This is a genomic window from Acinetobacter sp. 'aerobic (ED)' (genome assembly GCF_904886855.1).
GTDB lineage: Bacteria > Pseudomonadota > Gammaproteobacteria > Pseudomonadales > Moraxellaceae > Acinetobacter > Acinetobacter courvalinii.
This window is the reverse complement of record NZ_CAJHGI010000004.1, coordinates 367,289-383,086: the sequence shown is the minus strand read 5'-3', so window position 1 is coordinate 383,086 and position 15,798 is coordinate 367,289. Positions and strand designations below refer to the sequence as shown.

The window sequence follows — 15,798 nt, the reverse complement described above, 5'->3', positions numbered from 1 at the left end:
AAATTGATTATGAACATGCCTGTTAAAATTGAATTTTTCAAAAATCCTAAAAACCGTGATCTGACTGCTGCCGAGTTAGATGCGTTTGCCCGTGAACTGGATCAAATTAAACAAGAAGTACTCGATGATATTGGTGAAAAAGATGCCAAATATATTCGCCGTGTCTATTCCACCATTCGTTATAGCAGTTTGGCTGGGCGTGCCTGTTTATTTCTGGGTTGGTTTCCGCCAGCATGGTTGTTGGGCACGGGCTTACTCGGTTTCGCCAAGATCATGGAAAATATGGAATTGGGCCATAACGTGATGCACGGTCAATATGACTGGATGAATGATCCAAAATTCAACGGTCAAACCTATGAGTGGGATACGGTCGGTACCTCTGACAACTGGCGCCAGACCCATAACTATAAGCACCATACCTATACCAACATTAAAGGGATGGATGATGATGTTGGCTATGGTGTCTTCCGTTTGTTCCCGGAACAGCGCTGGTCTAAATTCACCTTGATTCAGCCGATCTACATCGTGCCATTTAGCCTGTTATTTCAGTGGGGTGTCGCGATCCAGAATCTGGAGTTGGGCAAGGTCGTATATAAGCGTAAAAGCATCGCGCAATTCAAGCGTGAATGGCAGCCTGCACAGAAGAAAATTCTTAAGCAAATGTTTAAGGACTACGTGTTCTTTCCACTGATTGCCGGTCCAGCCGCGATTCCTGTATTTACCGGCAATCTGGTGGCCAACGGGATTCGAAATGTCTGGACCTTCAGTATCATTTTCTGTGGTCACTTTACCAAAGATGTGGAAGTATTCCCGAAAGCGGTATTACAGAATGAAAGTCGCGGGCATTGGTATATGCGCCAGATCCGCGGTTCATCGAATCTGACCGGTTCAGAAGCCTTTCATATTTTAACCGGGCATTTGAGCCATCAGATTGAACATCATTTATTCCCGGATATTCCTGCACGCCGCTATCGTCAGGTTGCCCCGAAAGTACAGGCAGTCTGTGAGAAATATGGACTGCATTACAACAATGCCAGCTTTGTAAAACAGTTTGGTGAAGTGGTGGGGCGTATTTTTAAATATGCACTGCCATTTAAAAAGTAAGGGATAAACCCTTAACAAAAGCCCTGAAGCTATGTGCCTCAGGGCTTTTTTTATTTTATTTCTTCTTTTTGGAAACCCACATGGTGATGGTGGCATGAAATACCTTGTCCTTGTGCTGATCAAGCACATCGACATTCACCAGATATTCACCCGCCTGATCCCAATCGTAGTGGTCATCAACCGGGGTAGCAATTGCAACCAGATCGGTTTCAGCTTTTTTTAAATATTCAACCGTCATTCCTTTGGGAATCCAGCGATGTGTCGCAGGAACTGTCACCTCGGTCATGGTACCGCCCGCCAGTTCGGCCATATTACACATCGCAATCGCGTGCACCGTACCAATATGGTTCAGTACGGAACGCTTTTTCCTGATACTGATTTTACAAGAATTGGGTTTCAGCTCTTCAAATAGCGGAGAAATACTACTGAAATAAGGGGCTTTGAGGCATAACATGCGGGTAAAGGTCCATTTCCCGGCCGGTAAGGCTGAGACTTTATGCCAGAGTTCTAAGGTAGAAGCCATGTTCAGATGTCCTGTGACAGAATTAAATTCTTTTACAGAATATAATTCTGTTTACAAGTTGTGGTCAAGTCATACACAATAGTTCCGACCATTGGTAAATTTGATAGAACTATGCAGGCCGCTCAGCAATTATTGGAACGCTTATACCCGCAACGGAAGTCCTTATTAAAACGGCAAATCTTGCTGGATGCCTTGTGCTGTTTTCTTGACTATGGTCTGGAAACCACCAGTATTGAAATGATCCGTGAAAAATCCGAGAGTAGTGTCGGAGCGATTTATCATCATTTTAAAAACAAGGAGGGGATTGTCGCGGCACTGGTATTTGCGGCTCTGGAAGATCAGGCACAATTGCGTGAACGGTACCTGCAGGAAGCACATTCTTTACAACAATGCTTGTACGCCCTGATTTACAGTTATACCGACTGGGTCTCTGATCAGCCTGAATTTGCCAGATTTCTGTTACTGGCTCACTTTAATGTGATGCAAGGGGAATACCGACCGCAGCTAGATGAGAAAAACAAACTGCGGAATCAGAAAATTGCCAGCCAGATCGGGCGTTATACCGAGGCAAAGCTGTTGAGAGCCGTACCCGCAGAACTGATGATGTCTCTGGTCATTGGAGCGTCAGAAAGTTATAGCCGAGCCTGGTTATCTGGAAAAGTCAGTACAACGCCGAGCCTTTATCGGGAAACGTTGGCCCAAGCTGCTTGGGATTCATTACAGAATCTGGCTCAAAATAAATAAAAAGGCCGATCAGCGATTTTCAGGATAACAACACATGCGTATAGATAATGGCAAACAGTACTTTAGCGGCAGATGCTTATGTGGCGCGGTGCAATTTGAATTGCATCTCAACCGGATTAAAATGATCTATCGTTGTTATTGCAGTCTATGTCGCAAGCAGAGTGGGGCAGCCTCCAATGCCTCTACCGTTGTGCCGACTGGTGTATTCCGGTGGCAGCAGGGCGAGCAATTGATTCAGACCTATGTCAAGGAGACGGGCTTTACCAGTTGCTTTTGCAAACAGTGTGGTTCTCCTGTCCCGAATGCCTTAGGCAGTAAGCCAGAGATTATGTGGATTCCTTTGGGCTTGCTTCAGGAACAGTTCACCCCTGAACTTGAGTTAAACTTTTGTGTAAATTCCAAAGTGAGTTGGGCGGAGGCACATGAAGTGCTTCGGGTATTTGATGAGCTACCCGATTTGAATGAATTGGAAAACTATTTTGACATGAATCGATAGTCGTTACCTTCATGAAAAAAGCTTTACGGTGAGTGATGAAAAAGAAAGCCGAACTTCAAAGTCCGGCTTTTTTTGCTTTAGAAATCATAAGAGGTCTGTAAGAAAATTGTTCTTGGTTGCCCCACATATTTACCCCCAGTTGAATCTGATGAACGGGTATAATATTGCTTATCAAACACATTCTTTATCCCACCAGCAATTTTTAAGCCTTTAAGCTGATTACTAAAATCATAGCCTGCACGTACTGCAAAGGTTGAATAACCGGGGATATCACCTGTACGACCATCCGCGGTCTCTTCAACCTGATAAATATCACCTGAGCCTGGCGCATGTTGTTTCGACTGGGCAAACATATCGGCATTGACCGACCAGTTATCTATTTGATAAGCCATTCCTAAATTGCCGACATGGCGTGAGTAGTAGGGAAGATCTCTACCTTCAAACTTTCCTGCTTCGGATGTTGCTTTGGTAAAAGTATAGTTACCATAGACTTTTAAACCTTCCAGTACATCTGCCAGTTGTCCGAAATCATAACTGATCCCAGTTTCAACACCTTTATGACTGGTTGCACCCAAGTCTGTCCAGATCCCTGTCCCAATATTATCAGGTCGTTCTAACATCAATTCTTTATCGAAATCTAAATAAAATACAGTGAACTCTGCGCTAAGCCCATTTCCAAGGTATTTGGTTCCGATTTCATAGTTTTTCGATTTTTCCGGATGTAAGCCATCTAATGTCGTCACTGCAGTATTGTTACCATTTACTGTTTTAGTGGTGACCAACTGATTATATTGTTGGGGACCAAATGAGACGCCCGCATTGGCAAAGAGATTCCAGTTTTCACTGGCTTTATAAAGCACCGATAAACTTGGCAAAAACTCATCTGATTTGATTTTTGGATGAACCGTATTGATTGCAACACCTTTTTGATAGGCAGTGAAATCATTATGTGTATCAATTGACTCGAAACGAACACCTGGAGTAATAACCCAATTCCCCATACCAAAACGGTTGTCAATATAGATGGCATGTGCTTTGGTACCGCCGTCACTGGTAGTATTGGCGATACGCTCTCCCGGAGTACCTGTGATTGTATTATATGTATCTGTACGTCCTGAAAATTCGGAACTTTCTTCTTGTAAGTAACGATAGCCAACCGTGACTTCGTTATCCATACCAGCCCAGCTATAGGCACGTGAGTAACGTGGCTCAATCCCAAAATATTTATAGTCACGTGGTGAGTTGCTAATACGGCTGGTGCCTGTTGTACCAATTGACTCTAAATCGCTGGTACGGAAAGAATCGACGTAATAGCCCAATACTTCAAAGTTATTGAGTTCATCTTTATGGCTGTATTTGACAGAAATATCAGAACGACGGCCCGCGAAATAATTACGGTTTTGATTCGATTGATAAGGATTGTCAGCAAATTGTGCTGTAGTTAAACCTTCTGGCATTTCACCACGACCTTCATAATGATGCAGATTGACAGCAATCGCATCCTGATCGGTCCATTGGTAAGCCGTTTTTAACATGACATCATCGATATCAATTTTATTATTGGCTTCTCGATAGCCATCACCCTTGGTCCCTGAATAGAGTAAGGCCAAACCTAAGCCGTTATCTAGAGTGCCACCAATAAATAGATTAGGCGTATATTTGAGTTGATCTGTTCCTGTTGCAAACTCAGTGGTTAAGCCAACTGAACCTGAAAACTCTTGTGGTATGGCACGTGTACTAAAGTTAATGATTCCACCCACGTTCTGTGGCCCAAAACGGACAGAACCTGCGCCACGAACCACATCTACAGATTCAATATTGCCCATCGACACAGGGGCTAAAGATAATTGTGGTTGACCATAAGGTGCAAAAGAAAGCGGGACGCCATCCATAAGCACAGTAGAGCGAGGCGATAAACGAGAGGTGAGGCCACGCACACCAATATTTAAGGAAACATCACTGCCGCCGGTACCATTGCTGTCCTGCACTTGAACCCCGGGTATTTGTTTTAATGCATCACGAATCGAGCTTGTTGCGATTTCATCCAAGCGTTTACGATCAATAATGCTTCGTGCGCCTGCATGTTGTTGTACCTTTTCTGCATTGGCATTTTCCAGCCAGTTACCCTGAGCTTTAACAGAAATGGTTGCAAGTGTCTGAGTCTCAGTAGAGGATTCCTCATTGGCAAATGTTGTATGAGAAATTCCACTGAATAGAATCGCAAGGGCAATGCTCAGGGGAGAGGGTTGAAAATCTTTAGATGCAGCAGAATAGGTGGCAGGTTTCATAAGATGTGTAAATGCTGTAAATTTCCCCGAATCTTAATCGCTTATCTTAAGAAATAGAATAAGAACGATTATCACTTATAACTATGAGATGAGTTAAGTTAATTGTTTTTTTGCTAAAGATATTTTTGGCTATTTCAAACATCAAAAAACCGTGCTTGAGCACGGTTTTTTTGAAAAAAAGAATTATTTAAACTGGATCGAACCATTGGCACTGACCGTGATTTTTGATTCGCCAGCAGCCATGTCCTGAGCAGGCGCCGCTTCTGCCATTGCAAACTTAGCCATACCACCGCCACGCATCATCGGTTGCGGGAAATAATTGCTGGTATTGAGATTCAAGCTCACCAGATTATATTGACCCTTATTCCATGCTTGGGTAATGGCTTGGGCACGTTGCTGGAAGTTTTTCGATGCTTCAATCATCAGCTCATTTTCAACTTTTTTACGCTGTTCATCCGACACGGTAAAGTTGATCGACTGGGTCTGGAAGCTCTGCTGTAATTCGCTAATCAATTGGCTTGCGGCCTTGAAGTCTTTACTTTCAAGCTGGATCTCGGCACGGGCACGCCATTCTTTCAGTTTATTACTGTCATTGTCATAAACAGGATAGGTACTTTGTGTACCGGTTTCGACCTTGACCTGATTATATTTACGTGCAATTGCTTGCGCCTGATTCATCAGCTGATTGATCTGGTTAGAGAGTTCAGCCGGTTGTTTGTTGCTTTTTTCAATATACAGGACGGCACGCATCTCATCATTTGCGACTTGGCGTGAGGCATCCGCTTGGATATTCACAATATTGTAGTTCAAGTTTTCTGTCTCATGGGCAAACAGTTTTGGGCTGAGGGCCGCCCCGATCATCAATGTAGCAAGTGCTAAAGTACGCATAAAATTGTCCTTAGAATTTGATATCGAAAATTTATTTTTTACAGATTTGATATTAAAAAGAACTGATGGTGAACTTCGGCATATTTTGTGGTGACTTTGTAAGGGATTAGCAGTGTTTTGCAACAGGAAAAATAAATGAAAAGCTTTAAAAATTAGATGATTAGATAGATTGATTTGACCATTTATCTAAAAATGCAATCAGGATTTAAAAAAGCTTACTTTCTTTCGCTTGTCACATAGTATGATCATAATTCATCATAGTTGTTGGAATGATACATTTTTTCAATAAGATTAGATCAATGTCAGGCATAAAAAGTGTTTATTTTCTTGCAAAATTAGGTATCATCTCGCTCCTAGTTGAAAGATATAAAATTTGTGTCTCACTAGATTCTAAAAAGCACCGAGTCAAACGACCGCAAGTCACCAGACTTATTTCTTTCACCCATATCAGAGATGGTAATTCGATATGAGCGTTACTTCCGTAAATCCTGCCGCTAATGCAACCAACGAATATTATCTGACTCGCCAAAGTCAGATGGAATCAAATGTTCGTAGTTATCCACGTAAATTACCGTTAGCGATAGCGAAAGCACAAGGCTGCTGGGTTACTGATGTTGAAGGTACACAGTACCTTGATTGTTTAGCTGGGGCAGGAACATTGGCTTTGGGCCATAATCATCCTGCGGTGATTCAAAGTATTCAAGACACATTGGCAAGTGGTTTGCCATTGCATACTTTAGACTTAACGACTCCTTTAAAAGATGCGTTTACTGAAGCGCTGCTGGCATATTTGCCAGGCGGTAAAGAAGAGTATTGCTTACAATTCTGTGGCCCAACAGGCGCAGATGGTACAGAAGCAGCAATTAAGCTTGCAAAAACTTATACGGGTCGTAGCTCTGTGATTAGTTTCTCAGGTGGCTACCATGGTATGACCCACGGCGCGCTTGCAATGACAGGCAACCTGAACGCAAAAAATGCGGTCAATGGTTTAATGCCTGGCGTGCAGTTTATGCCATATCCACATGAATATCGTTGCCCACTGGGTTTAGGTGGTGAAGCTGGTGTTGATGCTTTGACATACTACTTTGAAAATTTCATTGAAGATGTTGAAAGCGGTGTAACCAAACCTGCAGCTGTCATTCTTGAAGCGATTCAGGGTGAAGGCGGTGTGGTGACTGCGCCAGTTAAATGGTTGAAAAAAATTCGTGAAGTGACTGAAAAGCACAACATCGTTTTAATTTTGGACGAAGTTCAAGCTGGTTTTGCACGTTCAGGTAAAATGTTTGCCTTTGAACATGCAGGAATCGAGCCTGATGTTGTGGTGATGTCGAAAGCGGTGGGTGGTAGCTTGCCATTGGCTGTGTTAGGTATTAAACGTAAGTTTGATGCATGGCAGCCAGGTACACACTCAGGTACATTCCGCGGTAACCAACTTGCGATGGGTACAGGTCTGGCATCACTGCAAGTGATCAAAGAACAAAATCTGGCTCAAAATGCGCAAGAGCGTGGTGACTTCTTACAAGCTGAGTTGAAAAAACTTGCACAAGAATTCCCTTGTATCGGTAACGTGCGTGGCCGTGGCCTGATGATCGGTATTGAGATCATTGATGAGCGTAAACCTGCTGACCGTATCGGTTCTCATCCTGCGGATGCTCAGTTGGCAGCAGCGATTCAAGCCGCATGTTTCAACAATAAATTATTGCTTGAGAAAGGTGGTCGTAACGGTACAGTCATTCGTTTGCTTTGTCCATTAATCATCAACCAAGACGAATGTGTTGAAGTGATTGCTCGCTTCAAGAAAGCGATTGCTGAAGCATTAAAAGCAGTACGAGGCTAATTCATGGTTGATTTTGCAGAACATCGTAAAGCGTTACTCTGCAATGATGCTCAATCTATTGCTGACTATCAGTCAGCAATGGGCGAGGCGGTAAATGCCGTTTCAGCATGGTTGCAAAATGACAAAATGTACACAGGTGGCAGCATCAAGGATTTGCGCGCAGCAATCTCTTTTGCGCCTTCAAAACAAGGTTTGGGTGTACAGCAGTCATTACAACGTATGGTTGAGCTTTTCCTCAACAAAAGCTTGAAAGTCCATCATCCACATTCACTGGCACATTTACACTGCCCAACCATGGTGATGAGCCAGATTGCGGAAGTGTTGATCAATGCAACCAACCAGTCGATGGACTCATGGGACCAAAGCCCAGCGGGTTCTTTGATGGAAGTGCAGTTGATTGACTGGCTTCGTCAAAAAGTCGGTTATGGTGCAGGTCAGGCGGGTGTGTTCACTTCGGGTGGTACGCAATCTAACCTGATGGGCGTATTGCTGGCACGTGACTGGTGTATCTCGAAAAACTGGAAAGACGAAAATGGCAAGCCATGGTCGGTTCAGCGTGATGGTATCCCTGCAGATGCAATGAAAAACGTCAAAGTCATCTGTTCTGAAAATGCGCACTTCTCTGTGCAAAAGAACATGGCAATGATGGGCATGGGCTTCCAGTCGGTTGTGACTGTGCCTGTTAATGAAAATGCCCAAATGGATGTCGATGCACTGGAAAAAACCATGGCGCATCTTCAGTCTGAAGGAAAAATCGTTGCATGTGTGGTTGCGACTGCAGGTACCACAGATGCTGGTGCGATTGATCCACTCAAGAAAATCCGTGAAATTACTACCAAGTATGGTTCATGGATGCACATTGATGCCGCTTGGGGTGGTGCACTGATTCTTTCAAATGACCATCGTGCAATGCTGGATGGTATTGAATTATCAGACTCAATCACGCTTGATTTCCATAAGCATTATTTCCAAAGCATTAGCTGTGGCGCTTTCTTGTTGAAGGACGAAGCCAACTATCGCTTTATGCATTATGAAGCAGAATATCTTAACTCTGCTTATGATGAAGAACATGGTGTACCTAACCTGGTGTCTAAATCATTACAAACGACCCGTCGTTTTGATGCATTGAAATTATGGATGACCGTTGAAGCATTAGGCGAAGAGCTGTATGGTTCAATGATCGATCATGGTGTGAAATTAACACGTGAAGTTGCTGATTATATTAAAGCAACAGCAGGTCTGGAATTGCTGGTTGAACCACAATTCGCATCAGTTCTGTTCCGTGTAGTACCAGACGCTTATCCTACTGAATTCATCGATAGCTTGAACCAGAACGTTGCAGATGAACTGTTTGCACGTGGCGAAGCGAATATTGGTGTGACTAAAGTTGGCAATGTTCAATCATTGAAAATGACCACTTTAAGTCCGGTTGCAACACTTGAAAACGTTCAGAACTTGCTTGCACTGGTGCTTGCAGAAGCTGATCGTATTAAGGATGCAATTGCTGCGGGCACTTATGTTCCGGCCATCGATTAATCGATCGTTCCATAAAAAAGGCACCTCGGGTGCCTTTTTTATTGTTCAAAAATTTCTTTATTAAGTTCTTGTGTTGGTTTTGCAACGTTTATGCACAAAATATGCATCTTGAATCTAAATCAGAAATAATTATGCATGAAGTGTGGATGGCAAATTCCATATTGTATTGATAGACCCTCAGTGTCTGTGATGCATTGATGTCATTCAGGATCGCGTTTACTTGACTTATATTCCAATCATAGACGCGGACAATAAAGCGGAAAAGACAGTTAAGATCAGGAAAAGAAATGCAACAAGTGAATATGCAAAACGAATTTAAACTTATTATTGACGGTCAATCTTGTTTAGGCGAACAAGGTGAACTTGAGATTATTAATCCTGCGACAGGTTCAGTGGCAGCACATTGTGCCAAAGCCTCCGTTGCTCAGGTGAATCAAGCCATTGCTGCAGCAAAGCAGGCCTTTAAAAGCTGGCAGCGCTGTCCGCATGAAGAACGTAAAAATATACTTAACAAAATTGCCGATGGTATCGAAAAGCATGCTGAAACTTTGGCTGAGCTGGTGGTATTGGAACAGGGCAAGCCATTGGCATTGGCGCAAATGGAAGTGCAGGGTGCGATTGGCTGGACCCGTTATACGGCAAGTCTGGACTTACCGGTTGATGTCCTGGAAGATAGCGAACAGAAACGTATCGAGCGTCATTATCAACCCTTGGGTGTAGTGGCTTCAATCACACCATGGAACTGGCCGCTGATGATTGCCGTCTGGCATATCATGCCTGCCTTGCGTGCAGGCAATGTGGTGATTAATAAGCCTTCTGAATTTACGCCTTTAGCCACTTTAAAGCTATGTGAAATCATTCAGCAAGAAGTGCCGGCAGGGGTCATCTCGATCGTGGTGGGAGATGGAGAAATTGGTGAAGCACTCTCCACGCATCCGGACGTACAAAAGGTGGTATTTACCGGTTCAACCAGAACTGGTCAACACATTATGTCCGGTGCAGTAAAGACCTTAAAACATTTAACACTAGAGCTTGGCGGTAATGATGCCGGGATTGTGTTGCCTGATTCGGATCTGGATCAGATTGCACAACGGATTTTCAACGTTGCATTTTTAAATGCTGGACAAACCTGTGCTGCTTTAAAACGTCTGTATGTGCATGAAAGCCAATATGATGCTTTAGCACAAAAACTTGCAGATATCGCTAAGGCACAGATTGTAGGAGATGGCATGGCATCGGAGACCACTTTCGGGCCTGTGCAGAACCAGATGCAATACCAGAAGGTTAAAGCCTTGATTGCTGATGCCATTGCCCAGGGGGCGAACGTTCTATCGGGTGATCAGAGCTTACCTGAACAGGGTTATTTTATTGCCCCGACGATTTTAACTGATGTGGATGAAACATGCAGAGTGGTACAGGAAGAACAGTTTGGCCCGGTGTTGCCGATTCTGAAATATACCAGCATTGATGATGCTATCGCGCGTGCTAATGCCTGTGAGTTCGGCTTGGGTGGCTCGATCTGGTCAACTGATCTGAAAGCGGCACAATTCTATGCAACACAACTTGAATGCGGCACCGTCTGGATCAATACCCATGCGGAAATCGTGCCGCATGCGCCTTTTGGTGGCTGGAAAATGTCGGGTGTTGGTGCTGAATTTGGTATGGAAGGATTACTGGAAAATACCATCGGGCAAACGCTACATATCAATAAAGTTTAAATTTTATAATATGTTAAGGCGGATTCAATATCCGCCTTTTTTGAGCTTTATTGTTTCTCGGCTTAGGTCGCTGGGTGGTAACTCGGGCTTTTACCTTTGCTCATGAAATGATTCTGTTCCTTGATCTTTTTTAACACAATGTAAGATTTGATATGGCCAATAAAATGATAAGAAAGCAGCCGCTCAGTCACAAACTGCGACAGCTGTTCCAGATTTTCTGCCACTACTTTCAAAATAAAATCGGCATCACCACTAATTGAAAAGGCATCCTGAATATTGTCTTCTGCTTCAATTAACTCCTGAAAGGCTTGCTGCGACTTGGCTTCATGGATACGCAGGTTAATGTGAATCATCGCGGTGACTTCCAGACCTAAAGCCTGTTGGTGGATGCGTGCTGCATAACCCAGAATCACACCTTTCTGCTCCAGTAATTGTCGTCTTCTTGAGCATTGAGATGCGGATAAACCGATTAAATCGCCAACTTCCTGATTGGTGAGCCGTCCATTCTTTTGTAATGCCTGAATGATTTTCCAGTCGAACTTATCCATTGCATAAAATCCTTTTATGATACACAAATATTGTATTTTTATTAAAATCCGTTTCCATTATGCACGAAATCTAAAACACAGATGAAATATTATTTTTCTATGGAATAAAAAATTGACTTGAAAGGATGTAGCGCAATGTTCATAGAAATCGGTGACTTTTTAAATCTTCGTCTAAAACAAATGGGTATCCTGCATCTCTTTGGTGTACCCGGTGATTTTAACCTGTCTTATCTCGAACAAGTAGAAGCAGACTCACAACTCGAATTTATTGGCAATTGTAATGAATTAAATGCGGCCTATGCCGCAGACGGCTATGCACGGATCAACGGTTTTGCGGCCTTGACGACGACATATGGTGTAGGTGATTTAAGCGCGATTAATGGCATTGCCGGTGCTTATGCCGAAAATGTACCTGTGGTACATATCTCGGGAATTCCACCGTTGCATGTGGTTCAGAAGGGCACCTTGGTGCATCACACGCTGGTGGATGGCAATTATGACAATATCATGAACTGTATGAAAGAGTTCACCGTGGCACAAACCCGTTTGACACCTGCCAATGCTGCATTTGAAATTGACCGTGTGTTACGTCAGTGTTTTATTGATCGTCGTCCAGTGCATATCCAGCTCCCTTCAGACATTACCCATGTCAAAATTGAAGTGACAGACCGTCCATTGGATTTATCCTATCCAGCGGTTGAGCCAGAGCTGCTACACAGTGCTGTGGCGAAACTATGTGAAGTGATCGGTGCCGCTCAACATCCAGCCTTGTTAATTGATAACGAAGCATCCGTATTTGGGGTGACTTCATTGCTGAATGATTTATCGCAAAAATGTTCGATTCCTTTTGCCAGCATGCTCACGGCAAAAAATATTATGGATGAAGGTTCACCCCGTTATGTGGGAACCTATGTGGGAGGCGCGAGTCAGCCGCATGTCCGCAATACCATTGAACAATCCGACTGCCTGATTGGAATCGGCGTCCGTTTTTCCGATGTCGGTACGGGCGTGTTTACCCATCAGATCGCCACTGAACATTATATTGAAATCAAACCCTATGCCTTGACGATTTTTGGTCAGGATTATCCGGGAATTGAGATTGGACAGCTTCTGGTTGAACTGAATAAAAAAGTTGCACCACGGAAACTCTCCAAGCCGATGCTGGAAAAACAACCCTCACTAGCAATTGATGTCCCTGAACAGCAAAAGCTGAGTCAGGATATTCTCTGGAATGCAGTGGCTAATTTTCTTAAAGAGGATGATGTCATTATCGGCGAGGTGGGGACTTCCAATTCTGCACTGGCAGGTTTAAAGCTCCCGGCAACGGCCAAATATATTGCCCAGCCACTATGGGGTTCGATCGGTTATACCTTGCCAGCCTTACTCGGTAGTTTGCTGGCGGCCCCGGAACGTCGTCAAATCCTGTTTATTGGAGATGGTTCATTCCAGTTAACGGTACAGGAACTTTCCACCATTATCCGTCATGATCTCAAGCCGATTATCTTCCTGTTGAATAATGGCGGCTATACCATTGAACGTTTGATCATGGGAGAAAATGCCGCTTATAATGATATTCAAAACTGGCATTATACCCAGATTCCTGGGGTATTTAATGGCAAGCATCAATATAAGAGCTGTGTAGTTGAAACAGCAGGTCAACTTAAACAGACCTTGGACAGTATCGAGCAATTTGATGGTCTGACTTTTATCGAATTAAAACTTCCTGCAATGGATGCACCGCTGAGCCTGAAAAAATTTGCTTCGGTGATTGCGCGCTTTGACTATGGTGATCGCGGCTATGAAATTCTCAAGCAGCGTGCTCAGACCACGCCCTGTCAAAAAGTGATTTCTTTCTAGATCAGCGATCAGGCAGGAACAATCTTCAAATTTATAAATTGATAAGAAAGCGAAGCAGATTCGAAGCCGGATTTTTGGCTTCGAGTTTAACGCTGCATAAAGGTGTACAGGATGTGACACACACATTGGAGATAAGTGATGGATGTAGACAATAAACATGATTTAAAACAAGGTTTATCCAATCGGCATATACAGCTGATTGCATTAGGCGGTGCGGTCGGCACAGGCCTGTTTCTGGGTATCTCCCAAACCATTAAACTGGCAGGACCTTCGGTTCTGCTGGGTTACGCACTGGCTGGCGTGATTGCCTTTTTAATTATGCGTCATCTCGGTGAGATGGTGGTCGAGGAACCGGTCAGTGGTTCCTTTAGTTATTTTGCCAACAAATACTGGGGCCCGATGGCGGGCTTTATGTCGGGCTGGAATTACTGGGTGCTGTATGTGCTGGTGAGTATGGCGGAACTGAGTGCAATCGGTACCTTTATACAGTTCTGGTGGCCTGAACTGCCCACATGGATCACAGCCTTATTCTTTTTTATCCTGATTAACGGCATCAACCTGGTGAATGTCCGTTTCTTTGGCGAGTCCGAGTTTTTATTTTCCTGTATCAAGATTATTGCCATCCTGAGCATGATCGGTTTTGGATTCTATTTACTGGTCTCTGGCAGCGCAGGCCCACAAGCAAGTGTGGCCAATTTGTGGCAATACGGCGGATTTTTCCCGAATGGCATGCATGGCTTCATCATGTCGATGGCCGTGATCATGTTTGCTTTCGGTGGTCTTGAGCTGATCGGGATTACTGCGGCCGAGACCAAAAATCCAGATAAAACCATTCCTAAGGCGATAAACCAGATCGTCTACCGGATCCTGATTTTTTATATCGGTGCGATTGGGGTATTGCTGTGTTTATTTCCATGGAATCAACTGGCGGAAGGAGGTAGTCCCTTTGTACTGATCTTCCAGTCCTTAGATAGTCATGGGGTCGCCAATGTGCTGAATTTTGTGGTACTGATTGCAGCAATTTCAGTCTATAACAGCTGTATTTATTGTAATAGCCGTATGCTGCATGGTCTGGCAATGCAGGGTAATGCGCCTAAAATCCTGCAAAAGGTCAATCGCCGTGGTATTCCAATGGCGGCAGCGATTGTGTCTGCTTCTGTGACGGCACTTTGTGTGGTCGTGAATTACCTGATGCCAGGCAAAGCTTTCCAGTTTCTTATGATGCTGGTGGTGGCAGCGTTGGTAGTGAACTGGTTAATGATTTCCTGGACCCATCTTAAATTTAGAAAAGCCATGCAACAGCAACAGCACATCACCAAGTTCAAAAGTATCTTAACGCCATGGAGTAATTACCTGACCATTGGTTTCATCTTTGCGATTTTACTGATCATGAGCCTCACCCCGGATATGCGGCTTGCCGTGATGCTGGTGCCAATCTGGCTAGCGCTCCTGGCATTGGTCTATGTGCTTAAGTATAAGAAGAAAGAAGTGTTGTCGACGCAAGCTCAGCCAAATATTTAAAACTGAGTTGATTTAAGCGTCGAGAAAAGGAGTTCATATTTGAACTCCTTTTTGTTTGCAGTCGGATAGATCATCAGGTCATCAATTCAAAAGTCAGATTTTTCCCAAAAACGCGATTTTCCTGAATCAGACGCTTATGTGATGAGCGGTGCGATTAATCAGCAGAATGTGAAGGCGGTGATCGGCCATAGATGAGTCATGTTCTATCTCCAATAGCTAGAGATAGGCTTTAAAACGGCTGATGGAAAATAGTGGCGTGCTATTGTCAGCGCTAGTAACACTATCAAAAAGGCGGAAACTTATCCTGTACCAGATGAAGTTGTAGACCATGTTCCAAATAGGCTTTTAAACCATCTAATACAGTGGTGAAGCCACCGGTACTATCAATAATAAAAGCAATCAGTTCTTCGCCTTCTAAAGGAATATTGTAGTTGTGGATAGTGAGATAGGTCTGTGATTCATTGAGTGCTTCAAATTTAAAGTCCACGGTCGTGCTGGGTTCACCCCATTGAATCTGGATCAGTTCATTTGCAATGATGTTTGTCACTGTGACTTTTGTTGACACTTGGTATTTTTCCCAGGTCCAGATCACGGTATGACCTTGTTCGAGTTTTCCCGTGGAAGCGCTAAACCAGAATTTTGAGGTGATTTCCGGATCAATAAAGGCTTCAAACACGTTGGAGACCGGCTGACCAATCATCATTTGTGTTGTAATTGTGACAGGATTTGACATTGCAG

13 protein-coding genes are annotated in these 15,798 nt (G+C 43.7%); 8 read left to right on the top strand and 5 right to left on the bottom strand.

All coding sequences use genetic code 11. The annotated features are described in order from the left end of the window. The first annotated feature begins 9 nt into the window (after positions 1-9). Positions 10-1,104, top strand: coding sequence for a fatty acid desaturase family protein (locus tag JO943_RS10600; RefSeq protein WP_005231749.1), 1,095 nt, complete (start codon positions 10-12; stop codon positions 1,102-1,104). 55 nt (positions 1,105-1,159) lie between these two features. Here JO943_RS10600 and JO943_RS10595 read toward each other — a convergent pair whose 3' ends face one another. Next, positions 1,160-1,627, bottom strand: a complete 468-nt coding sequence (locus tag JO943_RS10595) for a hotdog fold domain-containing protein (protein ID WP_199949926.1) — start codon at positions 1,625-1,627, stop codon at positions 1,160-1,162. A 111-nt stretch (positions 1,628-1,738) separates the two neighbouring features. On the opposite strand from JO943_RS10595, the gene JO943_RS10590 reads away from it, so the two are divergent. Continuing rightward, positions 1,739-2,371 carry a TetR/AcrR family transcriptional regulator gene (locus JO943_RS10590; protein ID WP_202740745.1) on the top strand — a complete coding sequence of 211 codons (633 nt, stop codon included), beginning with the start codon at positions 1,739-1,741 and terminating at the stop codon, positions 2,369-2,371. Between the two features lie 34 nt (positions 2,372-2,405). Further along, on the top strand, positions 2,406-2,867 hold the full coding sequence (locus JO943_RS10585; protein ID WP_202740744.1) for a GFA family protein: 462 nt from the start codon (positions 2,406-2,408) through the stop codon (positions 2,865-2,867). Positions 2,868-2,944: 77 nt separating this feature from the next. Here the strand turns inward: JO943_RS10585 and JO943_RS10580 are convergent, their stop codons facing one another. Both JO943_RS10580 and JO943_RS10575 read right to left on the bottom strand, forming a co-directional pair. After that, complete coding sequence (locus JO943_RS10580) at positions 2,945-5,155, bottom strand: TonB-dependent receptor family protein (RefSeq protein ID WP_202740743.1); 2,211 nt, start codon at positions 5,153-5,155, stop codon at positions 2,945-2,947. Positions 5,156-5,338: 183 nt separating this feature from the next. Continuing rightward, positions 5,339-6,043: an SIMPL domain-containing protein gene (locus tag JO943_RS10575; protein ID WP_202740742.1), complete on the bottom strand. Its 705-nt coding sequence runs from the start codon at positions 6,041-6,043 to the stop codon at positions 5,339-5,341. A gap of 466 nt (positions 6,044-6,509) precedes the next feature. On the opposite strand from JO943_RS10575, the gene JO943_RS10570 reads away from it, so the two are divergent. From JO943_RS10570 to JO943_RS10560, 3 genes are all read left to right on the top strand, one after another. Then, the gene (locus JO943_RS10570) at positions 6,510-7,880 is read left to right on the top strand and encodes a diaminobutyrate--2-oxoglutarate transaminase (RefSeq protein WP_005231743.1); all 1,371 of its coding nucleotides are present in this window, start codon (positions 6,510-6,512) and stop codon (positions 7,878-7,880) included. A 3-nt stretch (positions 7,881-7,883) separates the two neighbouring features. After that, positions 7,884-9,416 carry a pyridoxal phosphate-dependent decarboxylase family protein gene (locus tag JO943_RS10565; protein ID WP_005288135.1) on the top strand — a complete coding sequence of 511 codons (1,533 nt, stop codon included), beginning with the start codon at positions 7,884-7,886 and terminating at the stop codon, positions 9,414-9,416. Positions 9,417-9,703: 287 nt separating this feature from the next. Next, a complete protein-coding gene (locus tag JO943_RS10560; protein ID WP_202740741.1) occupies positions 9,704-11,134 on the top strand; it encodes an aldehyde dehydrogenase family protein in 1,431 nt (476 codons plus the stop codon). Between the two features lie 62 nt (positions 11,135-11,196). On the opposite strand, the gene JO943_RS10555 is transcribed toward JO943_RS10560, so the two are convergent. Continuing rightward, complete coding sequence (locus tag JO943_RS10555) at positions 11,197-11,682, bottom strand: Lrp/AsnC family transcriptional regulator (protein ID WP_202740740.1); 486 nt, start codon at positions 11,680-11,682, stop codon at positions 11,197-11,199. Between the two features lie 135 nt (positions 11,683-11,817). Between JO943_RS10555 and JO943_RS10550 the strand changes: the two genes are divergently transcribed. Beyond that, positions 11,818-13,539: an alpha-keto acid decarboxylase family protein gene (locus JO943_RS10550; protein ID WP_202740739.1), complete on the top strand. Its 1,722-nt coding sequence runs from the start codon at positions 11,818-11,820 to the stop codon at positions 13,537-13,539. A 138-nt stretch (positions 13,540-13,677) separates the two neighbouring features. Continuing rightward, positions 13,678-15,060 (top strand): amino acid permease, encoded by a 1,383-nt coding sequence (locus JO943_RS10545; RefSeq protein WP_005231736.1) that lies wholly within the window; start codon positions 13,678-13,680, stop codon positions 15,058-15,060. A 283-nt stretch (positions 15,061-15,343) separates the two neighbouring features. On the opposite strand, the gene JO943_RS10540 is transcribed toward JO943_RS10545, so the two are convergent. Continuing rightward, on the bottom strand, positions 15,344-15,793 hold the full coding sequence (locus JO943_RS10540; protein ID WP_202740738.1) for an SRPBCC family protein: 450 nt from the start codon (positions 15,791-15,793) through the stop codon (positions 15,344-15,346). Positions 15,794-15,798: the final 5 nt, after the last annotated feature.